Origin of the sequence: Mesorhizobium sp. ORS 3428 (genome assembly GCF_001854785.1) — a bacterium.
GTDB lineage: Bacteria > Pseudomonadota > Alphaproteobacteria > Rhizobiales > Rhizobiaceae > Mesorhizobium.
In genome coordinates this window covers 67,446-90,643 of sequence record NZ_MDFL01000068.1, presented here as the reverse complement: position 1 = coordinate 90,643, position 23,198 = coordinate 67,446, and the positions used below count along the sequence as shown (strand labels likewise).

Genomic DNA, 23,198 nt, shown 5'->3' with positions numbered 1-23,198 from the left:
GCCTCACCTGTTCACCGAATAGCAGTCGACCTGCGGCTCGCTCGGCAGCACACCGGAAACGCCGATGACGAAGCCGGGGGCGTCGAGCAGCGAGGCCCAATGCTCGCTCTTCTGATCCAGCTCCAGGCACAGCCGGTCGCCGTCGTAGGGGATCTCGCGCGGCTGCGAGTGCAGCGGCTTCAGCGGGATGCCGGGCAGACGCGACTTCCACAGGCCCTCGAACTGGTCCGCCGCGCCGACGGTCGCCTGGTTGACGAAGATCTTGCGCAGCGCGTCCTCCGACAGCTCGGAGCCGACCCGGATGACGATGCGGCTGGCGACCAGAAGCTTCGGATTGTCGATGCGGACCTTCCACACATTGGTCGAATGCCGCATGACCGGCAGTGCGCGCGATTTCGGCTCGATGTAGCGCAGGCTGAGGATGAGCGAGCGCAAGGCGTCGGCGAGCGCCATATAGGCCGGGCCGGGCGCCATATGGTCATAGGCCGGCAGCTCGCCGAGCCGTCGCGAGCTGGAGCCGTAGGTCGCCATCTCGCCGGCGAGGCCGGCAAGCTCGAGGTAGAGCTCGGCCGGATGGAAGACGTCCTGCGCCAGCATATGGGCAAGCCGCGGCTTGGCCGCATTGGCGAGATGGAGCATCAGCAGGTCCTCGACGCTCCGGCCGGGTCCACCCATCACCATCTTGCCATGCGCCTCGGCGATCTGGTCGAGGCCAGTGACGACCTCCTGCAGCAATTGCCGGTACCAGGCGACTGCGCCGRTGATCAGCGTCGGCGGCAGGAAGCTCTCGTCGAGCGAAACACCGCCGTCGGCGCGAACGCCCTTGATGTCGGCGACCGGCAGCGCGGTATAGCCGCCGACCGACTTGCCGGGTGCCAAGAGCACCGCCTGCGGCCGGGCGATCTCGATCTCTTCCGGGTCGGCGCCGCCCTGCACGGCATCGCGCACCGAGACGATCCTGCCGTGATAGCGCGCGCCGGTCGATGCGGCATGCGCCGGATCGAACCCGACGCCTCCGGGCGGCTCGAGCGGCAGGGCGACCAGCACCGAACCGGCGCCGGTGTCTGCCGTGACCGGCAACGGTTTCGGCGCGTCCATCAATTCCGGAATGGAAAAGGGCGTGCCGTCCGGGAAGATACCCCTTGCCGATACGATCGAAACCTGGCCGGCATCGAGCAGCGACTGGTCGAGCGTCAGCTGCTGGAAGCCGAACGTGTGGAGTTGGCCGGCCTGCAAGGCGCCGCGCACCATCGTCTCGAAGAACCGGTCCTGCTGCTGGAAGTGCTGGGTCCTCAAGAAGAGACCCTCGGACCACAGCACCCYGTTTGCGTCGCTCATGCCGTTGCTCTCTGCACTGCCACCCCTTGTCTCGCTGTCAGGCGGAAATGCCGCCTTTGCCGAGGCTGACGTTGATGGTGAATTTCGATCCGGGCGACACCGACTTGGTCGTGCGCCAGTTGCGTCCGCCGGGCTCGCGGATCAGGGCGACGAAGCCCAGCGCCGCCGCGTTCGGCTCGACCGTGATGGTTTTTGCCGCCGTCTTGCCCGGCGCGACGGAGATGGTGTCCGATCCGATGAGGTCGGCGCYGAGCGCCGAGCCCGCATCGCCCTGCAGCGCGAAATAATCGGCCGAGTTGAATTTGCCGGTGCTGGCGAGCCGCATCACCAGCACCGTCACCGGCCGATCGCCGCCGCCGGGGCCCGGATTCATGCCGGCGCCACCGGCCACATTGACCGTGATGACCGATGGTTTCGGCGGGCCGCTCTGGCATGCCGCAAGCAGCCCCGTCGCGCCGAGGGCAACGATGAATTCGCGTCGATCGATCATGTATTACTCCTCCTCGTAAGCATCCCTGAAGTCGGCGCCGATTTCGCCCAGGAAGCTCGATTCCGCGCTCTGGGCGATGTCGCGATGGCGTTTCTGGTAAAGCTCCCACAGCTTGGCGCTGCGCCCGCCCGAAAGCAGGTTGCCGATCGCGGAATTGGATTTCAGCTCTTCCTCGATCGCCGCCGGATCGAAGCGGTCGATCATGCGCCGGAGCGCGGCCTGAACGCCGCGCCAGGCGCGCACATGGTGCTGCGCGAGGTCCTTCACCGCATCGCTGATCGCCGCCTCGCCGGAGAGAAAGCCCGGGCTGCGCTCCGAGATGATGGTGACGATGACATCCTCGACGGTGGGCAGGAATTTGAGCGGATTGACCTCGGAGGCCCCGACTACCGTCTGGGCGACGCGCGCGCTTCCCTTCTCTTCGGCGCGCTTGCGCAGGAGCTGGATCAGGCCATCCAGCATCAGCCGGTACTCGCGCCCGAACTTCTCCATTTCGGCGACCGGATCGCGCCCCGGGAAATCGGCTTCCTCGACGCCCATGCCGCGCAGGAATGCGGCGCGCAGCGCCATGTCGCCTGGCCCGGGCTGGGCGGAACGGGACGGCTTTGAGGCGGGGGCGTGGCGTGGCGCGGCAGGGGGCTCGGCCGCCTGGCTCGGCATGTCCCACGGATGCGCCGCCTGCGGCTTTTCGGCTTGTCGCTCGCGTCGGCTGGCAGAGCCGGCGCCGTTGCTCGGGGCAGGCGTCGGGGCCGGCCCGAACCCGAAATCGTCATTGAAGCTCGCCGGTTTCGGCGCGGGCTCCGCCGCGCTGCCATGGGACGGCATGTCGCCAAAGCCGAACGGATCCGGCCGGCCAGGTGCCGCGGCGTCGCTGGATACCGGTGTCGGCACCGGGTCGAGGCTGAACGGGTCGTCGAAGGCAGGCGAACTGCGCCGGTTCGCGGCACGATCGTAGGCGCCCGGCACCGGCTGCTCGAACGGGTCCGGCAGGTCGGCCGGACGCGGTTGCCGCGGCTCTTCCTCGACTTTGGCCGAGAAGAAATCGTCGCCGCCGATGGCAGGCGAAGCGCGTGGCTCCGGCGGCGACCATGCGGGGGCGGAACGGTTGGCGACCTGACCAACCGACGTCCGGCTCGCGTTGGGCTGGACCTCGACGTAGAGCACGTAGTCGCCCATCCTCAGCCGCATGCCGCTTTGCAGGCGTGTCGACCTGCCGGCGCCGAGCGGGCTGTCGGAATCGTCGATGAACAACCCGCTGCTCGACGTGTCGGTGACGAAATAGCCGTCGCGGCCGCCGCTGATCTTGCAATGGGCGCGCGAGACGAACATGTCCGGATCGTCGATCTGCCAGCCGGCATCGGCGCTGCGACCGATCACCAGTTCGCCCTCGTCGAGGCGGGTCTGTCTGACCACCTGGGAGCGTGGCCCCTGTTCGAGCGTCAGCACCAGGCTCATGCCGCCGCCTCCGCCATTTCCGGCCGCCAGCCGACAACCGTATGCAGCTTGAGGTCGTCGGCGTCTCCCCTGTCGGCGGGTCGTGCAAGCCAGGCGGTCCGGCCGAGCTGGACGGTTCCGATCTTCGGCGGCGGCACGGCCTCGCGCGCGAGCACGATCCTGAGATCGACGTCGAGCGTCTCGCCGATCATGTCGCGCACCGCCTTCTTGAACAGCGCCAGGCGGCGGCTTCCCGGCAGGAATGCCTTGAAGTCGTCGAGGCTGAGCGGGCCGACGCGCAATTCGATCCGGCTCTGGCGGCTGAAGACGCGCGGCCCGATCGTCGCTCCGCGCCCGAGCGCCGCATAGGCCTTGCCGACGCGGCTCTGCAGCGCCGCCGGTATGGTGATCCAGGCGGCGACGAATTCCTTGATTTGCACCGGCACCTTGAAGGCCGTGGCGAGGAACAGCGTCAGCCGCTCAGGTCCGTCGACCTGGTTGGCGAGCGATCCGGCCTGGCGCAGCCTCACCGTGTCGAGCTCGGGATCCTGGGTGCCCGGAAGCCCGATCCCCGCCATGGCTTCGAGCATGGCGCGGACACGCCCGCCGACAGAACGCTCGACCTGCACAGCCGGATGCGCGTCCGCCCAGGCCCGGTAGTAAAGGGCGATCATGCGATGCTGCAGGATGTTGACAAAGTCGACGAAGGTCGTGTCGCTGGTTTGCTCCGCCTCCGTTCCGGTGAACCAGCGCTGCGACAGCCGGTCGAGAACCCAGCGCGTCAGATGTAACGGCATGGGGCCTTCAGGTCCGAGCAGCCCGAGATTGGCGATGGTGACCCGCGCCGGCGCCTTTTCGCTCGCCTCCTGGAATTTGATCACATCCCTCGCCGAGAAGCTCAGCCGCACATGCTGGCCGAGCCGTGCCGGCTCGCGATTGGCCTGGCCGGAATAGCCGAACAGCCCGCCGCTCTGCTCCAGCCGGCGCAGCAGCTCGAAAAAGTCGAAGCTTTCCGACAGCGCCTCGCCTCCGTTCGTGGCGGTCGCGTCAGGCGCGGGGCTGCCTAGATCAGGTAGCGATTGCCGGGCGTCATCGGCCATGGCACATCCTCCTGCTTCTGCAGCAGCCGCGTGCGCGTCCGCACGAAGCCGTTTATTCCGGCATGGCGGGCAAACAGCCGCGCCAGCAGGGCCGAAAGCAGCAGCGTGCTTTGCCCCGCCAGCACCGACTGGTCGACATGCAGCGTCACTTCCGTGCCCCGCCCGAAACACATCGGCCCGTCGATCTTGAGCCGCTCGATGACCGGGCGCGAATCGATGCGCACGATCGAATGGACGTTGCGTGCAAGCCTCGGATCGCCACGGTCGGCATAGAGGTCGAGCAGCGCATGCAGCGGGTCGACGCCGCGGCCTTCCTTGGCGAGGCTGAGGAAATTGAGCGAGAGCTGCGCCACCAGACGCCAGGCGAGATTGTCGGCGCGCGATTCGCCTTCCGCGCCCRCCGGCAGCGATGCCGGGATCRCCGGCTGCGGCGGGCGCAGCGCGCCAAGCAGCCTCACCGCTTCGACCGGATCGGCCGTCTCCAGCGTCAGCGTCGGCGTATCGTCGAGGATCGGCAGGTCGCGGTTGGTGCAGAGCGCCGTCACGTCGAGCCGCTTGAGCGGCCGGTTGGCCGGGCTCCCCGCGGGCCGCGAGGCCGCCAGGAAGACGTCGTCTCCGGTGTAGGAGGTGCGGGTCACGCCGTCGCGCCGCTCGTCTTCCGTCGCCCGGCGCGGGCGCCGTTCGGTCGAATAGACCCAGCCGCCGCCGCGGTTCTGTCCGAGGCTGAAGAGCTCGGGAATTTCTGCCTCGCTGCCTTCCGCGTCGGCGTCTTCCACGCGGGTCACCCGAAAGATCTCGAAATCGCGTGCGCGCGTCCGATCGGCATGCACGACCTGCCGCGTCCTGCGCGGATCGATCTCGATGACGTTGCATTCCCGCTCGAACAGATTGATGAGCGGCGTCGCGAAGAGCTCGAAATCGGCCGGTGTCACATCGGCGAGCTCCGGCACCGGGCGCCGGAACAGGAAGATGATTTCTATTCCTCCCTCGCATTTGCGCACCACCGGCTGCAGGCCGCAGACCCGCACAAAATGGAAGCGCTCGGGGATCATGAAATATTCGCGCAGCAGCCGGTAACCCTCGAAGGTCGGGCGCGTGCGCGGCATCAGCGCCTCGTCGTCGCGGATGCCGACCATCTCGGGCTCGGGCAGGGTCGAGAGCGGATTGGTCTTGCCTTCCGGCCGCGCGCCGACGGCCGAGCAGGCGCCGAAGATCGCGTCGAACAGAAGCGGCGCCTTGGTGCGCCCGGCGAAATAGAGATCGAGGCGATCTAACGCGAGTTCGCTGAGCTTGCCCTGCCCGGTCCGGGCGAGCGCGATGCGCAGCGCCGCTTCGCCGCGCACGCCGCCGACAGGGCCGATGCCTGCCGCCGCCAGCCCGCTGCGGTCCTGGAAATAGCTGACCGAGGTTATCGCGATCGGCCACAGCGTGACCTCCTGCGCGGTGGTGAAGGTTGAGCGCGTCGACAGTCCCGGATGCAGGCTGGAGACCAGGCGCGTGCCGCGTGCCACCGAATGGCCGGCGATCATCGACTGCACCTGCTGCCCTGGCTTCAGCACGGCCATCGCCGTTGCCGGCGCCGGCGTCACCAGGTCCGGATAGAGCACGTCGAGCACGGCGCGCGAGAAGCGCGAGCGCTCCGCGTCCACCTTCAGCCGCGTGCGCGCGGCAAGGAAGGCCACGCCGTCGAGCAGCCGTTCGACATAGGGATCGGGGCACGGAACCGTGTCGAGGGAAAGATTGCGGGCAACCGCCGGATGCATGTCGGCGAATTCCGCGGCCAGCGCGCGGATATGGGTCAGCTCCTCTTCGTAATATTCGACGAAGACCCGATCCATCTCAGGTCTCCCTGAACTCGGTTCGCGCCAGGCCGTTGTCGAGATTGATCATGGTGCGCAGCCGCATGCGCTCCGGCGTCGGCGTCATGATCAGCACGGCGTCGATCTCGATCTTCAGGCCGACGCTCTTGTCGCCGAGGGTGACATTGACCGTCGTGGCGCTCTCCTTGAGACGCGGCTCGAAGGTGGCGAGCACCGAGYGAATCTCGCGCGCCAGCGCATCGCGGTCGAAGTCCCGCGACGAGCGGCCGGAGAAGGACGGCACRCCGTAGTTGACCACGCTGCGCCGCACTTCCGGGAAGTCGGCAAGCGAGGGCAGCTCTTCCAACGGCTGTTCCTGCTCGGCGTCGGAAAGCATCGGAACGGATTCAAATCGTTCGGTATTGAACAGGGCTTCGATGTCGCGCCGGACGGCTTCCTTGAGCACGCGCGCCGACACCACCACGCCGCGGCTTTCGATCTCGGCGCGGTGCTCGGTCTGGAAGACCAGACGGTGCAGCCGACGCTTCTGGTCCGGCGTGAGTTCCGCATCGGCATCGATGGCCCGCGCGCTGCCGGCAAGAAGAGCTTCCACGCGCTCGGCGCCGAGCTCTTCCTGCAACTGCCGGCTGAGCCCGTCTATCTCCGAGGTCAGGCCGGGCAGGTCGTTGATGAGGCGGTCCCACAGGGAGGGCTGGACCGCCTCGCGCTTTGCCCGCGAACTGCCGGCTAGCTGCGCCTTGTTCGCGCCGGGCCGCCTGGCCTCACTTGCCGACATAGACATCCATTTCGATCTCGTCGTCCTTGTTGTAGACGAACTTGATCTTCTTGTAGGCGAAGCTGACCTCTTCCTCGATCAGATCGGCTTCGTCATCGGCCTGCGTCATGTCGTATTCCATGATCGAGGCATCGGTGAGCGTGACGACCAGATAGTCGCTGGTCTCACCGTCGATGGTGCGGCGTGCCGAAAACACCACCTCGTCGAGCGCCTTGTTTTCGAACAATRCCTTCTTCAGGTAGGGCGACGACTTGTCGTAATGCTTGGTGAATTTGATCATGCCGAGCGCTACGCGGCCGCGGCGGGAGAGCGAGTTTGGGTCGTAGGGCGCAACCATCTTGTAGTCGACGCCATGGACCTCAATCTCATCCTCGTGGCCGTCGCGCTTGCTGGGCCCCTTGATGTCCGGAACTTTCAGAAACCCATCGATCTTCATTGTTGTCGGCATTGTCTTTCTCCACCGCTGTCAAACGAAACAAGATCACTGCGCTTACGATTTCACCCCTTCACTGACGGCAGTTCCGACACCAGCCGGAGCGAGGCGTTGATACCTTCCAGCTGGTAGTGCGGACGCAGATAGAAACGGGCATTGTAGTAACCGGGCCGGCCTTCGACGCTGTCGACCTGGACCTCGGCCGCGGCCAGCGGGCGCTTGGCGCGCGCCTTGTCGTCGGCGAAGGCAGGGTTGGCCAGCACGTACCGGTTGATCCATTCGGTCAACCAGATCTGCATGTCGGAGCGTTCCTTGAACGAGCCGATCTTGTCGCGCGCGATCGCCTTGAGATAGTGCGCGAAGCGCGAGACGGGGAACAGATAGGGCAGGTTGGCGGAGAGACGCTCGTTCGCCTGTGCGTCGGGATCGACCAGGCGGCCGGCGCGGGTCTCGTCGTCCTGCAGCGAATGGGCGCCGATGAAAGCCGCGAGGTCGGTGTTCTTGCGGTGCAGGATAGGCATCAGGCCGAGCTTGGCCAGTTCCGCCTCGCGCCGGTCGTCGATGGCGACCTCCGTCGGGCATTTCATCGCGATCGAGCCGTCGTCCGTCGGGAAGGCGTGCACAGGCAAGTTGAGCACCGTGCCGCCGTTCTCGACGCCGCGGATCTGCGTGCCCCAGCCAAAGAGCTTGTGGCTACGGTTGATGTTCACGCCCATCGGGAAGGCGGCGTTCATCCAGACATATTTGTTGTGGTCTCCGCCCACCTCCTCCTCGAAGGTGAACCCTTTCACCGGTACGGTCTCGGTGCCGTAGGGCAGGCGCGCCAGCACACGCGGCATGGTGAGGCCGATATAGCGGGCGTCCTCGCTCTCGCGCAGCGACTGCCACGACGCATAGGCCGGGTTCGACACGATCATCTGCAGGTCCTGCGGGTTCGGAAGTTCCTGCCAGCTGTCCATGCGGAACAGGCGCGGCGAGGCGGCGGCGATGAAGGGCGTGTGCGCGGACGCGCAGATGCCCGAAATGTTGCGCAGCAGGCCGACGTCGCGCGGATGGTTCGAGAATTCGTAGGCGCCGATGATGCAGCCGATTGGCTCGCCGCCCAGCRTCGAATACTCGTCCGTGTAGACCTTCTTGAAGATCGGGCTCTGGTCCCACATCTGGCCTTCATAGTCTTCCAGCGTGTCGGCCAGCTGCTCCTTGGAGATGTTCATCACCCGGATCTTGAGGTGCTTCGCATCCGTCTCGGTGTTGTTGACGAGGTACCACAGGCCGCGCCATGTCCCTTCCATCTCGCGCACTTCAGGCGCGTGCAGGATCTCGTTGACCTGCGTCGTCAGCATCTTGTCGATGCCGGCGATCAGCGACTTGATCGACTTGATCGCATTGGACGAGATGGTCGTGGTCTCGGAGCGCGACTGCGCGGCCAGCGCCAGRTTGCGCACCAACTGCTGCAGCTTCTCGCTGTCGTCCTTCTTGACCTTGAAATCCTTTTCCAGGAGTCCGCTGAATTCGCCGAGATCGATGGTTTCCGCCTCGGCGGTGGCGGTTGCAGTGGTTTGTTGCTCAGCCATGACTTACTCCTCGGCCTTGCCGTCAGACATCGCCTGGCTGGCGATCTTGCTCAGCAGCGGCTCGTTGTTGAGAAGCTGCGCGATGCGCTTCTCGGCGTCGACGCGGCCGTCCATGAAGCCGAGCAGCTCTTCGAGCTGACGGCGCATCTTGAGGATCTCGGCCAGTTGCGGGACCTGCTCGGCGATCTTGTCCGGCGCGAAATCGCCCATCTTCGAGAAGGTGAGATCGACCGCCAGTTCCTCCTCCCGCTCGGCGCCCTCGGCCTGCGGCAGCGTGTTCTTCACCCGCGCCTTCACGCGCGGCCCCATCGCCTCCATGAATTTCGGGAAGCGGTTGGCGTCAGTTTCGACGAAGTTGCGGTCCAGCACCGACTTCATCGCTTCCTTGGTCTGTGAAGCGCCGGAAAGATCGGCCATCACGGCCATGACGAACGGCAGTTCGATCGTCGTCGGGCTGCCGTAGGTTTCAACGTCGTAGGCGATCTGCACGCGCGGGGCGCGGTTTCTTTCGATGACCTTCGCTTTGCTCTCTGCTGGCATGCTTGTTACCTTTCATCCTTCTGGGCCGGCTTCTTCGGATCGGGGACACCGGCAAGCAGCCGGAACTCCTTCAGCCCCGACGGGGCGAGATCCTCCATCAGTTCCACGAAATCCATGTGCACCATGCGGCGCACGCGGCGGGCGAGATGCGGTATCGGGCTCGACGGTTCGGTGCGGTCATAGAAGGCGACGACGAGGTCGAGGCATTTGACGACGTCGTCGCGCGAGGTGATCCGGTCGGGCAGCCCGGCGCTCGGTTCCGCATAGCCTGCGACACTTRCCATCGGTTCGGCTCCCATTGCTGAGGCTCCCATCGCGTCTGCGCCATGACCGTTTCGGGCGGGTGATGCCGGTTCGGCCGRCTGCTGATTTGGCTTTGCGGCCCCGTTGGCCGTGGCGCCGGCGGCCGAATTACGCTCCAGCGTCGTCAGCAAGCGCTGCAGGAAGCGTCTCAATTCCGGGATGGTGGGGCCGTTGCCGTCGATGCGCTTGTTGAGGGCGGCGTCGACTTCGTCGAGGGCGGCGATCACGGCGCGGGCGTCGGCGAGCAGCGAGGTCATCGCGTCGCCCGCCTGGTCGATCTGCGCCGCGCAGCCGCTGCGCACCCGGTTCAATAGTTGGCTATGGGCACTCGTCAGCGCCGCCTTCTCGGCCGCGTTCAGCCCCGAAGCCGCCTCCTGCAGCATGACGCGCTCGTCGAGCGCGGCTTGTTCAAGATCGCGCCCGCTGATCGGTCCGATCTGGCGCGGCGAGAAGAAGACCATCTCGCGAAGGTTCGCCAGCAGCCCTTGCTGGCCGTTCTGGAGATCGAGCAGGGCATTGATGCGGCGCAGGGCGGCGTCGCGCGGCGGCGCGTTYGGCCGCAATGCCGGATGCATCGTGTCCCAATATTGGTCGAAGGTCCCGGCGATGAGGGTCAGACCCCGCGCCAGGCCGGCCAGCCGCTCTTCGTTGGCCAGCGCCCGCGCGACAATGACCAGCAGGCGCAGGTCACGGCCGCGGGAACGCAACTCTTCCGCCTTGTCGAGGACAGCGRCCCAGTCGACCGGGGTGGATTGCGCTGTAGGCTTGTTGTTGCCGTCATGGACGACCTTGATCTGGGGCTCCGYCAGGCGCTCCAGCTCGTGAAAGGCCGGGTCGTTGCGCAAGTCCTCTCCCGACGGATTCTCACCGTTCAGAGGATTCAGCCAGAGTGCGAGATCAATCACACTAACCCCCCAGCCCGCGGCCCCGAGACCACTATGTGATGCAACGTTATCACACGGTCTCACTCTACCACAATTGAGCATCTGCTCAAAAACTAACGGAAGCTAAACGCGACCGTTTTCGTCGGCGAAACCCATGGCGCGATTGYYGGGCCGGGTATGTGAAATGGYTCGCATAGCCCGGACGGTAATCCGGTGTTTGTTGTATGAGTTTGCAAGGCTTGAGTAACCGGGCGGTGCCGCCCGGACAGATCCAGGCGGCCTGTCCGTCATGYGGCTTTGTCAAGCAGCCGCTTATATGGCAGGGTACGGTCGGCAGATTGCGGGAGCAGGTTCGATGGAACAGCGCCGGTCATCGCAGAGCTTCAAGCGTAAGGAACTGGTCGCCAAGCTCAATGCCACAGGGGTGCGCGCCTTCAAGGCCGCGGCCGACACGGCCAAGCTGCGCGGCAATCCCTATGTCGAGCTCGTCCATTTCATCCAGCAGCTGGTGCTCTCCGAGCGCTCGGACGTGCAGATGATCATCGCCGATGCCGGGTTGGACGTCAGCCGGCTGACGGCGGACATGACCCGCGCCATCGACAAACTGCCTTATGGCGCCACCTCGATTGAAGAGTTCTCCGACCATATCTTCCACGCCATCCAGGAAGCCTGGAGCTTGGCGGAGCTTGAGTTCGGCACCAAGGAGGTGCGCAGCGCCCATATCCTGCTTGCCTGCCTGAAGACGCCGATGCTGGAAGGCTTGGTGTCGAAGATCAGCGCCGAGTTCGACAAGATCGATGCCGACGCCGTCATTTCTCGCTTCGCCGATGTCACCGAAGGCTCGCTCGAAGCCGGCTCACCTCCCGCGCCAGCCGCCCCCGAGACGCCGATGAAGCGCGGCCCGGGGGGGGATTCGGCGCTGGCGAAATACGCCACCGACCTCACCCAGCGCGCCCGCGACGGCAAGATCGATCCGGTCGTCGGCCGCGATCCCGAGATCCGCCAGATCGTCGACATCCTGATGCGACGCCGGCAAAACAACCCGATCCTGACCGGCGAGGCGGGTGTCGGCAAAACGGCCGTGGTCGAAGGATTTGCCCTGCGCATTGCCCAGGGCGACGTGCCGCCGACACTGCAGAATGTCAGCGTGCGCATGCTCGATGTCGGGCTGATGCAGGCGGGCGCCAGCGTCAAGGGCGAGTTCGAGAAGCGRCTGAAGGCCGTCATCGACGAGGTCCAGGCGTCCGAGACGCCGATCATCCTGTTTATCGACGAGGCGCACACCCTGATCGGCGCCGGCGGCGCGGCCGGCACCGGCGACGCGGCCAACCTGCTCAAGCCGGCGCTGGCGCGCGGCGAGCTGCGCACTATCGCCGCCACCACCTGGGCCGAATACAAGCAGCATATCGAGAAGGACCCGGCGCTGACCCGCCGTTTCCAGGTGGTCAGGATCGAAGAACCCTCGGAAGCGGTAGCCGTGCTGATGCTGCGCGGCGTCGCCGGCGTGCTCGAGCAGCACCACAAGGTGCAGATCCTGGACGAGGCCATCGAGGCGGCGGTTGCGCTTTCGCACCGCTACATCCCCGCCAGGCAATTGCCGGACAAGGCGGTCAGCCTGCTCGACACGGCTTGTGCCCGCGTCGCGGTCTCGCAGCATGCCACGCCCGCCGAGGTCGAGGACATTCTGCGCCGCCGCCAGGCGCTGGAGGTCGAGCGCGGCATCATCGGTCGCGAGGCGGCGATCGGCATCGACGTTGCCGACCGGCAGGCTCGCGTCGACGCCGGTCTGGCGGAAACCGAGACCACTTTAGCCGCTGCCCAGGCGCGCTGGGATCGCGAAAAGGCGCTGGTCAGCGAGATCCTCGACCTGCGCGCCAGACTGCGCGGTGAGGGCGTCCCGCTCGACGCGGCGGCGGGCGAGGAAGCCGCCGGAGAAGAGGACGCCGAAGCGACGCAAGCGAAGGTGTCAGAGAAACAGGCAGCCGAAAGCAAAACTGCCGACGCCGGATCTCGCAAAGCCATCGCCGCGAAAAGCAACGGGACCACGGCCGATGTGGCAAAGCCCGAAGCAGCTTCTGCCGAGACGGCTGCCGAAGCCCCCGAGGCCGATCTCGCGCGGCTGCGCGAACTGATGGCGGAGCTGGCAGCGGCGCAGGGCGAGACGCCGCTGATCCTGCCTTCAGTCGACCGCAATGCCGTTGCCGCCGTGGTGCAGGACTGGACCGGCATCCCGACGGGACGGATGCTGTCCAGCCAGACCGAGAAGGCCCTCAGGCTGGCCGCCACCTTGTCCGAGCGGGTGGTCGGCCAGGACCATGCAATGGAGATGATCGCCAGGCGCGTGCAGACCAGCCGCGCCGGTCTCGGCGCGCCGGAAAAGCCGGTGGGTGTTTTCCTGCTCTGCGGCCCTTCCGGCGTCGGCAAGACCGAGACGGCCCTGGCGCTGGCCGAGACGCTCTATGGCGGCGAGCAGAACCTGATTTCCATCAACATGTCCGAGTTCCAGGAGGCGCATACCGTCTCGACGCTGAAGGGCGCCCCGCCCGGCTATGTCGGCTACGGCAAGGGCGGTATCCTGACCGAGGCGGTGCGCAGGAAACCCTATTCGGTGATCCTGCTCGACGAGGTCGAGAAGGCGCACCCCGACGTGCACGAGATCTTCTTCCAGGTCTTCGACAAGGGCATGATGGACGACAGCGAGGGCCGGCGCATCGACTTCAAGAACACGCTGATCCTGCTCACCTCCAATGTCGGTTCCGACGTCATCATGGAGCGGACGAAGAACGGCACGGTGCGAACTGGCATCGACGACCTCGACACCGCGCTACGCGCCCCGCTGCTGAAAGTGTTCCCAGCCGCCTTCCTCGGCCGCGTGGTGACCATCCCGTATTATCCGCTGTCGGATGCGATGATCGAGGCGATTACCCGTCACCAGTTCGCCAAGATCGCGCGGCGCCTCAGGGCAACCAACGATGCCGAACTGGTCATCGGCGACGGCGTCATGAATCTGGTCAAGGCGCGCTGCACCGAAATCGAATCCGGCGGGCGAATGATCGATGCCATCCTGACCAATACGTTGCTGCCGGAATTGAGCCGCGGGGTGCTCAACCGCTCGCTCGAGGGCGAGAAGACGACGAAGGTCACCGTGGGCGCCTCTTCAGAAGGCTTCACTTACGCCTTCGAGTAAAGGGATCTGTCCTGGACAAGTCTGACTCCGTCGAGCAAAAATTTCGGCGCCATGTCACATCCGGCACAATCTCACTCGTCTTGAGGTCGGAACCAACGAAAGGAACCGACCATGACTGTCAGACTTGATCCCCTTGCCGCCGCCCCGTCGCTGATGAAGGAATGGCACCGCGCCTCGCTCGCCATCTCCTCCAGCCTCGATCCGGCTCTCGCCGAGCTCATCGAGATCCGCGCCTCCCAGATCAACGGCTGCGCCAACTGCATCAACTTGCACACGACCTATGCCCGCGAACGCGGCGAGACCGAGCAGCGCGTCTACCTGCTTTCCGCCTGGCGCGAGGCGCCGTGCTACACCGACCGCGAGCGCGCGGCGCTTGCCTGGACCGAGGCGCTGACGCGGATGAGCGAAGGCCATACGCATGAAGCCGCCTATGAAGCGCTGAAGCCCCATTTCTCCGAAGAGGAGCGGGTGAAGCTCACGTTGATGATCAACATAATCAATGGCTGGAACCGCATCGCGGTCGGCTTCGGCGGCTTCGTCGACCCGGCGGCCCTGAAAGCCGCCAATGCGAAGGCCTCCAACAAGGCGGCCGCCGCTTGATGGCGCAGCCGGCATCCGGCGGCGCGGCGGCGGAATTCGAGCCGCTGCGCCCCAAGCTCATGCGGGTCGCCTACCGCATGCTGGGCTCCGTTGCCGATGCCGAGGACATGGTGCAGGAGGCCTTCATCCGCTGGATGAGGGCCGACCGCGCCGAGGTGCGCCAGCCGGAGGCTTTTCTGCGCCGCACGGTCACGCGCCTCTGCCTCGACCAGCTCAAATCCGCCCGCCACCGGCGCGAGGCCTATGTCGGCACCTGGCTTCCCGATCCCGTCGTCGAAGACGACGAGCTGGACGACATCACCTTGCCGCTGATGCTGGCGCTGGAGCGGCTGTCGCCGCTCGAGCGGGCGGCCTTCCTGCTGCACGACGTGTTCGGATTGCAGTTCGAGGAGGTTTCGGCGGCGATCCAGCGCGACGCCGCTGCCTGCCGCCAGCTTGCAGCCCGCGCCCGCAGCCATGTTCGCGAGGCGCGGCCCCGCTTCAAGGTCGAGAAAGAACGGGGCCTCGAGCTTGCCGAGGCCTTCTTCAACGCTTCGCGCAACGGCGACATGAAGGCGCTGGGCGCCATGCTGAGCGCCGATGTCAGCGCCCATGCCGATGGCGGCGGCAAGYGTCCTGCAGCCACAGAGCCGGTCTTCGGCTTCGACGCCGTCATGAAGCAGTACGAGACCATCGCCGCCTGGCTTCAGGACAATCGCTCGCAGCTTGTCCGCCTTGGCTTCATCAACGGTTTGCCTGGCTTCGTCACGCTCGAGTCCGACGGCGAACTCCAGACAACCGCGCTCGACATCGAGGATGGCAAGATCAGCGCAATCTATGTGATGCGCAATCCCGACAAGCTGAGGCACCTGCATTAAGGTTTCCTCGACTAGGGATTTGACAGGCCTTTCTCGACGGAGGCGGACTCGTTTGCAAAGTCCTTCGCGGGAACTTTTGCTCAGCTGGCGATTTTGGATATGCTGCAAACAGTATGGCCGGAAGGGTGCCGCCGATGACGAAATACGTTGCGATCTGTGCTCTTGTTTTGGCCGCCGCCGTTGCCGGTCCCGTCCAGGCATTCGCAGGTGACCGGCACTATCATCGCCCGGTCGAGCGCGAACGCTATGTTCCGGCCGAAGGCGACCTCATCGACATCCTGTTCGGCGGACCGCGTTATTACGACGCCATGCTGGTCACCACCGCGGCGGGCGCCTGCTCCTATCACCGGACGGGCCCGGATGCGAACGCGTTGAACAAGATCAACGACCATCACTGCGGAAAATAGGCGCCGCCCGCGATCGCTTTTTCTGCGCGCAATCGGCCGTCGGCAAGCCCGAACCTGATTTGCATCCCTACGAACCTGATCGGGTTCACCCAGGCTGGCTGGCGCTCCGGCGGACAGCCTCGTTTGAGTGCTGCCTGGCCAGGCTGGGAGCCCATCGCACACATTTCTTCCGATTATTGTATACAATAATTCAGAAAGATGTTGACAATTTGCCGCAGTGGGTTTCCCTTAGGCTATCCGCGCACCCTACGAACAAAACACAAGGCGCGATAACCAGAAGGGGAACTGCAGATGATCAACCGACGCTCCACCCTGAAATCGATGGTGCTTGGCGCCGTCTCCACCCTGGCCATTGCCGCCATCGGCATTCCGTCCGCGCAGGCTGAAAACAAGGAACTCAAAATCGGCTTCGTTGGCGTCACCAGCGGCCCTGCCGCCGCCTGGGGCACGTCGAACGTGCGCTCGATGCAGACGCGCGCCGCCTGGCTCAACGAGACCGGCGGCGTCAAGATCGGCAACGACACCTATAAGATCAACATCGTCACCTTCGACGACCAGAAGGATCCCAAGCGCGCCATCGCCGGCATGGAGAAGATGGCGCAGGAAGGTGTGCATTATGTCGTTGGGCCGAATGTCGATGACGGTGCCGCCGCGGTGCGCCCCGTCGCCGAGGCCAACGGCATCATCTATTTCCCCTATGCCTTCCCGAAGGCGCTCTACCAGAAGCCGGCCTCGAACGCCGTGCTCGGCATGATCGCCAACTACCAGTCGGGTCCGGCGATCTACAAATACCTCAAGGAAAACAAGGGCGTGAAGACGATCGCTTTTGTTGCCGCGAACGAGTCCGACCCGCTCAGCCAGCGTGACAGCGGCGTCGAGGCGGCCAAGGCGCTCGGCCTGCAGATCGTCGCCCAGAACGACACCTACCAGAACGACACCCGCGACTTCACGCCGGTGCTGACGCCGATCGTCGCGCTGAAGCCCGACCTCCTTGTGCTGTCTGGCGTCGCTCCGGCGAACGCGCCGCTGCTCATCCGCGCCGCCCGTGAGCTCGGCTTCGAGGGCCTGATCTCGACCGAGACGGCCCAGGACGCCAAGGTGCTGCAAGAGGGCGCCGGCGAGTACGCCAACGGCTTCATTTCCGTCGGCGGCGCCTCTACGCCGGAAATCGCGTCTGATCAAATGAAGGAGTTCGTCGCCCGCTATACCAAGATGTTTGGCGAGTACAATGACGAGTCCAACACCAAGGTCTACGCGCTGGAGTATATTCTCGAAACACTGAAGGCCAATCCGGCGGCCATCAACAACGTCGATGAGTTCAAGAAGACGATGGACACCTTCTCGGCGCCCAATCCCTTCCTGAAAGGCGACGCCAAGCTGAGCTATGTCGGCACGACATCCTTCGGCCAGAAGCGCCAGCTCGCCGTGCCGATGGTTGTCAACGAATACAAGGACGGTGCTTTCCAGACCCTGTTCGTCGGCTCGGTCGACTAGGGTTCGGTTCCTAGGTTGCTTCCTCCCGCATGCCGGGGGTCCGGGCGATAGTCYGGACCCCGCGGAAGATCGAAGGTCTCCATGGAACAGGTMATCGCCAACGGATTGTATCTCGGTGCCCAATATGCGCTGATTGCGCTGGGGCTCACCCTGATCTTCGCCCTGATGAACGTGCTGAATTTCGCCCACGGGCAGATGTACGTTCTGGGCGGGTTCATCACCTACACTGTCTACGGCCAGCTCGGCCTGCCTTTCGTCGTGGCGCTGCTGGCGTCCGGTGTGACGCTCGCCGTCATCGGCGCGCTGATGGAGAAATTCCTGTTCCGCACCGTCATCCGGCGCAGTCATCGCGAGGAGAGCACGATGCTGCTCGCGGCCGCGACGGCCTTTTTCTTCGACGCCGTCATCCTGCTCATGTTCGGCGAGAAGCAGCGCGGCGTTCCCAAGATCGTCAAGGGCGTCTTCAACCAGGTCGGCATCATCATGCCTTACGACCGCCTCGTGGTCGGCGCCTTGGCCATCGTCTTCATCGCGGCCTTCGTCCTCTATATGCAATACAGCCGGGTTGGCCGCGCCATGCGCGCGCTCGCCCAGGACCGGGTCGCGGCCCAGCTCATGGGTGTACGGGTCGACCGCTATTCGATGATCGGCTTTGCGCTTGGCGCGATGCTGGCGGGTGTCGTCGGCGGTCTGCTGGTCACCATCACCGGCGTCAATTCCGGCATCGGCGGGCCGATCTCGATCAAGGCCTTCCTGATGGTGATGATCGGCGGCGCCGGCGTCGTCGGCGGCGCTATCGCTGGCGGCTTCATCCTCGGCATGATGGAGTCGGTCGGCCTGACGGTGCTGCGCGAATATGGCGACGTCACCTACCTCGTCATCTTCGCCGCCCTGATGGTGTTCCTGTCGATCCGCCCCAACGGGCTTATGGGCAAGCCGTGGGGTTGATCGCGCCATGACCCGCAATCGCAACATGAAAATCGCTTCGATCGTCGTCTTCCTGGCGATCGTCTTCATCGCCGTGCCGGCGGCGATCTCGGCAAGCGGCCGGATCGACCTCTACTACACGCTCACCTCGGTGGCGCTTCTCAGCATCGCCAGCGCAGGCGTGTGGCTCACTTTCTATATCGGCCGCATCAACATCGGCCAGGGCGCCTACGCGCTGATGGGCGGCTATGTCTCGGCCATTCTGGTGATGAACCATGGCTGGTCATTCTGGCTGACGCTGCCGGTTGCCGGTCTCTTCTGCGCCGCCGCAAGCGTGCTGATCGGTCTGCCGATCCTGCGGCTGCGCGGCGTCTATTTCGCCATGGTGACGCTGACGCTGACCGAGGTGGCGCGGCTGCTAGCCCTGGCGCTGCCGATCACCAACGGCGCCAAGGGCATCGTCAGCATCCCGCTGCCCGGCGCGCTGTCGATTTTCGGCCTCACGATCATTCCGGACTTCGCCACGCTGCAGAATTCGCGGCTCGCCTTCTACCTGCTCGCGGTCGCGCTGATGGTGGCCTGCTTCGGCGTGATGTACCGCCTGGTCCATTCGCGCATCGGCAAGCTTTGCCAGTCGCTGCAGCAGAACGAGGAACTCGCCTCCTCGATCGGCGTCAACATCGCCTATCTGCGCGTCATCGCCTATGCCGTCTCGTCTTTCTTCGGCGGGGTTGCCGGCGCGATCTTCGCCGCCATCTCGCAGTCGATCTATCCGTCGAGCTTCACGGTCACCGATTCCGTCAACTTCATGCTGAACTGCTTCCTCGGCGGCCTGGGCTATGTGTTCGGGCCGATGCTCGGCACGCTGGTGCTCTATTTCGGCTGGGATCTGCTGTTCCAGACCGGCCAGTTCCAGCTGCTGATCTATTCCGGCCTGATGATCGTGTTGATGCTGGTGCTGCCCAACGGCCTCCTCAGCCTCACGGCTCCGACGCGGAAGAAGGCTTGAGCCATGGCCGAAATGCTCGAAGTCTCCGGCATCAGCAAACGCTTCGGCGGTCTCGTCGCGGTCAACAACGTCTCCTTCTCGGTGCGCGAGAAGGAGATCCTCTCGGTGATCGGCCCGAATGGCGCCGGCAAGTCGACGTTGTTCAAGCTGATCTCGTCGTTCCTCAGGCCGACGTCGGGTGAGGTCCGCCTGAAGGGCGAACGCATCTCCGGCATGGCGCCGCATATCRCCGCGCGCAAGGGGGTCGTGCGCACCTTCCAGGAAACGACGATCTTCAAGAACATGAGCGTGCGCGACAACGTCATCATCGCGCACCATCTGCGCTCGAAGGCGAGTCTCGTCGGCTTCTTCCTCGGCACCGGCACGGCCAAGGCCGATGAAGCGGCTTTCGGGCAATCCGCCGACGAGATCCTGGCGCTGCTCGGCCTGGCTTCGCTCRCCAATGAGATCGCCCGCAACCTGCCGCACGGCCATTTGCGGGCACTGGGCATCGCCATCGGCCTTGCCACCAATCCCTCGATCCTGCTGCTCGACGAGCCCTTCGCCGGCATGAACCACGAGGAGACGATGCGCATGGTGGCGATGGTGCGGCGTCTGCGCGATCTCGGCCTCACCATCCTGCTCGTCGAGCACGACATGCCGGCCGTGATGAAGATCTCGGACCGCATCGTGGTGCTCAATTTCGGGCAGAAGATCGCCGAGGGAACGCCGTCGGAAATCCAGGCGAACGAGAAGGTCATCGAAGCCTATCTCGGCAGCGAAGACGAGGCGATCGGCCTATGAACCAGATCCTGAAATTCGCCGGCGTCGAGCTCTACTACGATCATGTCTACGCGCTGAAGGGCGTCTCGCTCGAGGTCAACGAGGGCGAGACCGTCGCGCTGATCGGCGCCAACGGCGCCGGCAAGTCGTCGATTCTGCGCGCCATCACCGGCCTCAACCGGATCAGGTCCGGCGAGATCCACTACAATGGCAAGCGCATCGACGGCGCCGCCCCGGACAAGATCGTCAAGTTGGGCATTGCCATGGTGCCGGAGGGACGGCGCGTCTTCCCCTTTATGACGGTCAGGGACAATCTCCTGATGGGCGCCTTCACGCGCTCCAGCAAGGCCGAGATCGCGGCGACGATGGAGATGGTGCTGGGGCGCTTCCCGCGGCTGAAGGAACGCTTCTCGCAGGCCGCCGGCACGATGAGCGGCGGCGAGCAGCAGATGCTGGTCATCGGGCGCGCGCTGATGGCGAAGCCGAAGCTGCTGCTGCTCGACGAGCCCTCGCTCGGCGTCGCGCCGAAGCTCGTGCAGGACATCGCCCGCTCGATCGTCGCGATCAACCGCGACGAGAAGGTCAGCGTTCTCCTGGTCGAGCAGAACTCCCGCATGGCGCTCCGCATTTCGCAGCGCGCCTATGCGCTGACCACAGGCAGCGTCGCGCTGAGCGGCAACTCCGCCGAACTGCTGACCGACGATCGGGTCAAGCGTCTTTATCTCGGCGGCGAGATCTGAGGCTGATTTAATGCGCATACTCGTCATCAACCCCAACACGACCGCTTCGATGACCGGCAAGATCGGCAAGGCGGCCGCGAGCGTCGCGTCGGCGGGAACCGAAATCATCGCCGTCAATCYGGCCGACGGTCCGCCGAGCATCGAGGGCTATTTCGACGAGGTCTTTGCAATTCCCGGCATCATCGCCGAGATGGGCAAGGCGCCGGAAGCGGACGCCTATGTGATCGCCTGCTTCGACGACACCGGGCTCGATGCTGCGCGCTGCGCCAGCGAAGCTCCCGTCATCGGCATCGGCGAGGCGGCCTTCCATCTAGCTAGCCTCGTCGCCGGCAAGTTCAGCGTCGTCACCACGCTTGCCCGCTCGGTTCCCGCCATCGAACACAATCTGGCGAAATACGGGCTTGCCTCGCGCTGCGCCAGGGTGCGCTCCTCGGAGGTCGCCGTGCTCGATCTGGAACAGCCCGGCTCGAACGCGAGGCACAAGATCTCGGACGAGATCGCGCGCGCCATCCGCGAGGATCACGCCGAGGCGATCGTGCTTGGCTGCGCCGGCATGGCGGATCTGGCCCATAGCCTGTCGGAAGAGCACGGCGTTCCGGTGCTCGACGGCGTTGTCTGCGCGGTCACGCTGGCCGAAAGCCTGTTCAAGGTGGGACTGAGGACGTCGAAGGTCGGCGGCTATGCGGTTCCTCGCGGCAAGCGTTTCGCGGGAATTTTCGCGCCTGCATCGCCTATGGGCGCCGGCTCGCCGGGCTAGCACGGCCCCGGGAGATCGGATCCCCTCGGGATTGACCGGGGCGCGAGCGCCATTAGATTGGACTGGCTGCTGGCGATTTGGGGGCAGAACGGGCCACRTCGGGCCTGCGCAGTGAAAGCATGTTGACGGTACTCAGGGAAGAAGATCGCGACGACAGGCCGGCAGCGCGCTGGTCGCCGATCTACTATGCGCTCCGCGACGCCATCGTCAGCCATCGGCTCGCTCCGGGCACTAAGCTGCCGGAGGACGAACTGGCCTCGATCTATTCGGTGAGCCGCACCGTCATCCGCTCCGCCCTGCAAGCGCTGGCGCACGACCGGCTGGCGCGGCTGGAGCCCAATCGCGGCGCCTTCGTCGCCCAGCCGTCGAAGATCGAGGCGCGGGAGGTGTTCGAGGCGAGGGCGCTGATCGAGCCCAAGGTCGCGGCGCTTGCCGCCAAGGCGGCCGTGCCGTCCGACATCGCGCAGCTGCGCAAGCATCTCGAGAAGGAGCACGAGGCGCTGCATGCGGGCCGCGACAGCGACGCCATCATGCTGTCGGYGCGCTTCCATGTCGGCATCGCCGAGATCGCCGCGCATTCGGTGTTCACCAACTTCGTGCGCGACCTCGTCTCGCATTCCTCGCTGATCATCGCGCTCTATTGGAAGCGCCGCGACGCGACTTGCGAGAAGCATGCCCATCATGCGCTGGTCGACGCGATCGAGGCCGGCGACAGCGCCGACGCCGCGGCGCTGATGAACAGCCATCTGGTCGACCTGCTGTCCGGGCTCGACCTCACCGACAAGGTGGAGAAGTCGGACAGCCTGGCGGATCTGCTGCGCGCCTGAAGGAGGCGTGTGCCCCGTTAATTTTACGCCGCTGCCGCCTGCGAATAGTCCATCTGCTCGAGATCGGCGATGAGCCCGGGGCCGGTCGGCCGCCAGCCAAGCTTCGCACGCGTCCACTCGCTCGACGCCGGCGTATCGAGACCGGCGAACATGGAAAGCCATTCGAAATGGCCGGCCGCTTCTTCCGGCGCGAGCGAAACCACCGGCACGTTGAGACCGGCGCCGATCACTTCCGCGATCTCGCGCATGGCGATGCCTTCCTCGGCGACGGCGTTGTAGCGCACGCCGGCTTCCTGCTTATCTAGCGCCAAACGATAGAGCTTCGCGACATCCAGGACATGCGCCGCCGACCAACGGTTGCGCCCCTCGCCGACATAGGCCGACACGCCCTTGGCGCGCGTGAGCGCCACCAGCGGCGTGATGAGGCCCTGCTTGACCGTGTCATGCACCTGCGGAAGCCGCACCACCGATACTTTGACGCCTTTCTCAGCCATCGCCGCGCCGGTAAGCTCCGACAGGATGCGCGGATTGGGATGCTCGGTGTTGAACACGTCTTCCCTGGCCGGCTGCCCGGGCTCGCCGCTGCCCATGCCGACGCCGGATGTGATGACGAGCAGTCGGTCCGAGCCGGCAAGCGCGCCGCCCAGTGCTTCGATCACCCGCTTGTCCTTCTCGCAATTCGCCACGAAATTCGAGAAATTGTGGTCGAAGGCGGTGTGGATCACCGCATCCGATTTGGCCGCGCCGTCGCGCAGGCTGCCGAGGTCTTCGAGGTCGCCGCGATGAGGCTCGGCGCCCGCGGCCACAAGAGACCGCGCACCGGCCTCGGAGCGGGTCAGGCCAAGCACCTTGTGYCCGGCGGCAAGGAGTTCGGGCACGATTCTGGAACCGATGAAGCCGGTTGCGCCGGTAAGAAATACACGCATGGGAGGTCTCCGCT

The 23,198-nt window shown here is 65.3% G+C and carries 22 protein-coding genes; 11 read left to right on the top strand and 11 right to left on the bottom strand.

Translation table 11 applies throughout. The features are described from left to right. Window positions 1-3 precede the first annotated feature (3 nt). Genes tssK through tssA form a run of 10 tightly spaced genes read right to left on the bottom strand, consistent with a single transcriptional unit; the run spans window position 4 to window position 10,712 of the window. Window positions 4-1,338, bottom strand: a complete 1,335-nt coding sequence (gene tssK, locus ORS3428_RS08145; protein WP_071096285.1) for a type VI secretion system baseplate subunit TssK — start codon at window positions 1,336-1,338, stop codon at window positions 4-6. 37 nt (window positions 1,339-1,375) lie between these two features. Beyond that, entirely contained in the window at window positions 1,376-1,828 is a 453-nt protein-coding gene (gene tssJ, locus ORS3428_RS08140) for a type VI secretion system lipoprotein TssJ (RefSeq protein ID WP_071096283.1), read from the bottom strand. Between the two features lie 3 nt (window positions 1,829-1,831). Then, a complete protein-coding gene (gene tagH / locus ORS3428_RS08135; protein ID WP_071096281.1) occupies window positions 1,832-3,283 on the bottom strand; it encodes a type VI secretion system-associated FHA domain protein TagH in 1,452 nt (483 codons plus the stop codon). Then, window positions 3,280-4,362 carry a type VI secretion system baseplate subunit TssG gene (gene tssG / locus ORS3428_RS08130; protein WP_071096279.1) on the bottom strand — a complete coding sequence of 361 codons (1,083 nt, stop codon included), beginning with the start codon at window positions 4,360-4,362 and terminating at the stop codon, window positions 3,280-3,282. The genes tagH and tssG overlap by 4 nt, the downstream gene beginning before the upstream one ends. After that, complete coding sequence (gene tssF / locus ORS3428_RS08125; RefSeq protein ID WP_071096277.1) at window positions 4,326-6,200, bottom strand: type VI secretion system baseplate subunit TssF; 1,875 nt, start codon at window positions 6,198-6,200, stop codon at window positions 4,326-4,328. The genes tssG and tssF overlap by 37 nt, the downstream gene beginning before the upstream one ends. Window position 6,201: 1 nt before the next feature. Beyond that, window positions 6,202-6,957, bottom strand: a complete 756-nt coding sequence (gene tssE, locus ORS3428_RS08120; protein WP_071096275.1) for a type VI secretion system baseplate subunit TssE — start codon at window positions 6,955-6,957, stop codon at window positions 6,202-6,204. Beyond that, window positions 6,944-7,405 carry an Hcp family type VI secretion system effector gene (locus ORS3428_RS08115; protein ID WP_071096272.1) on the bottom strand — a complete coding sequence of 154 codons (462 nt, stop codon included), beginning with the start codon at window positions 7,403-7,405 and terminating at the stop codon, window positions 6,944-6,946. Before ORS3428_RS08115 ends, tssE begins: the two co-directional genes overlap by 14 nt. Window positions 7,406-7,455: 50 nt before the next feature. Next, on the bottom strand, window positions 7,456-8,964 hold the full coding sequence (gene tssC / locus ORS3428_RS08110) for a type VI secretion system contractile sheath large subunit (RefSeq protein ID WP_071096271.1): 1,509 nt from the start codon (window positions 8,962-8,964) through the stop codon (window positions 7,456-7,458). A 3-nt stretch (window positions 8,965-8,967) separates the two neighbouring features. Beyond that, on the bottom strand, window positions 8,968-9,504 hold the full coding sequence (gene tssB / locus ORS3428_RS08105) for a type VI secretion system contractile sheath small subunit (RefSeq protein ID WP_071096269.1): 537 nt from the start codon (window positions 9,502-9,504) through the stop codon (window positions 8,968-8,970). A gap of 5 nt (window positions 9,505-9,509) precedes the next feature. Further along, complete coding sequence (gene tssA / locus ORS3428_RS08100) at window positions 9,510-10,712, bottom strand: type VI secretion system protein TssA (protein WP_071096267.1); 1,203 nt, start codon at window positions 10,710-10,712, stop codon at window positions 9,510-9,512. A 334-nt stretch (window positions 10,713-11,046) separates the two neighbouring features. Here tssA and tssH point away from each other — a divergent pair, with 334 nt between their 5' ends. The 11 genes from tssH (at window position 11,047) to ORS3428_RS08045 (ending at window position 22,258) form a co-directional block, all read left to right on the top strand. After that, the gene (tssH, locus tag ORS3428_RS08095; protein ID WP_071096265.1) at window positions 11,047-13,878 is read left to right on the top strand and encodes a type VI secretion system ATPase TssH; all 2,832 of its coding nucleotides are present in this window, start codon (window positions 11,047-11,049) and stop codon (window positions 13,876-13,878) included. A 111-nt stretch (window positions 13,879-13,989) separates the two neighbouring features. Beyond that, a complete protein-coding gene (locus tag ORS3428_RS08090) occupies window positions 13,990-14,478 on the top strand; it encodes a carboxymuconolactone decarboxylase family protein (RefSeq protein WP_071096263.1) in 489 nt (162 codons plus the stop codon). Then, window positions 14,478-15,335, top strand: a complete 858-nt coding sequence (locus ORS3428_RS08085) for a sigma-70 family RNA polymerase sigma factor (protein ID WP_071096261.1) — start codon at window positions 14,478-14,480, stop codon at window positions 15,333-15,335. Before ORS3428_RS08090 ends, ORS3428_RS08085 begins: the two co-directional genes overlap by 1 nt. Before the next feature lie 134 nt (window positions 15,336-15,469). After that, on the top strand, window positions 15,470-15,742 hold the full coding sequence (locus tag ORS3428_RS08080; RefSeq protein WP_071096361.1) for a hypothetical protein: 273 nt from the start codon (window positions 15,470-15,472) through the stop codon (window positions 15,740-15,742). A gap of 291 nt (window positions 15,743-16,033) precedes the next feature. Continuing rightward, complete coding sequence (locus ORS3428_RS08075) at window positions 16,034-17,236, top strand: ABC transporter substrate-binding protein (protein WP_071096259.1); 1,203 nt, start codon at window positions 16,034-16,036, stop codon at window positions 17,234-17,236. Window positions 17,237-17,317: 81 nt separating this feature from the next. Continuing rightward, the gene (locus ORS3428_RS08070) at window positions 17,318-18,184 is read left to right on the top strand and encodes a branched-chain amino acid ABC transporter permease (protein WP_071096256.1); all 867 of its coding nucleotides are present in this window, start codon (window positions 17,318-17,320) and stop codon (window positions 18,182-18,184) included. Window positions 18,185-18,191: 7 nt separating this feature from the next. Further along, entirely contained in the window at window positions 18,192-19,172 is a 981-nt protein-coding gene (locus tag ORS3428_RS08065) for a branched-chain amino acid ABC transporter permease (protein ID WP_071096254.1), read from the top strand. A gap of 3 nt (window positions 19,173-19,175) precedes the next feature. Continuing rightward, complete coding sequence (locus ORS3428_RS08060) at window positions 19,176-19,955, top strand: ABC transporter ATP-binding protein (RefSeq protein WP_071096252.1); 780 nt, start codon at window positions 19,176-19,178, stop codon at window positions 19,953-19,955. After that, on the top strand, window positions 19,952-20,674 hold the full coding sequence (locus ORS3428_RS08055) for an ABC transporter ATP-binding protein (protein WP_071096250.1): 723 nt from the start codon (window positions 19,952-19,954) through the stop codon (window positions 20,672-20,674). The genes ORS3428_RS08060 and ORS3428_RS08055 overlap by 4 nt, the downstream gene beginning before the upstream one ends. A 10-nt stretch (window positions 20,675-20,684) precedes the next feature. Continuing rightward, window positions 20,685-21,431: an aspartate/glutamate racemase family protein gene (locus ORS3428_RS08050; RefSeq protein ID WP_071096248.1), complete on the top strand. Its 747-nt coding sequence runs from the start codon at window positions 20,685-20,687 to the stop codon at window positions 21,429-21,431. A gap of 119 nt (window positions 21,432-21,550) precedes the next feature. Continuing rightward, window positions 21,551-22,258: a GntR family transcriptional regulator gene (locus tag ORS3428_RS08045; RefSeq protein WP_071096246.1), complete on the top strand. Its 708-nt coding sequence runs from the start codon at window positions 21,551-21,553 to the stop codon at window positions 22,256-22,258. A gap of 23 nt (window positions 22,259-22,281) precedes the next feature. Here the strand turns inward: ORS3428_RS08045 and ORS3428_RS08040 are convergent, their stop codons facing one another. Further along, window positions 22,282-23,184: an SDR family oxidoreductase gene (locus tag ORS3428_RS08040; RefSeq protein WP_071096244.1), complete on the bottom strand. Its 903-nt coding sequence runs from the start codon at window positions 23,182-23,184 to the stop codon at window positions 22,282-22,284. Window positions 23,185-23,198 lie beyond the last annotated feature (14 nt).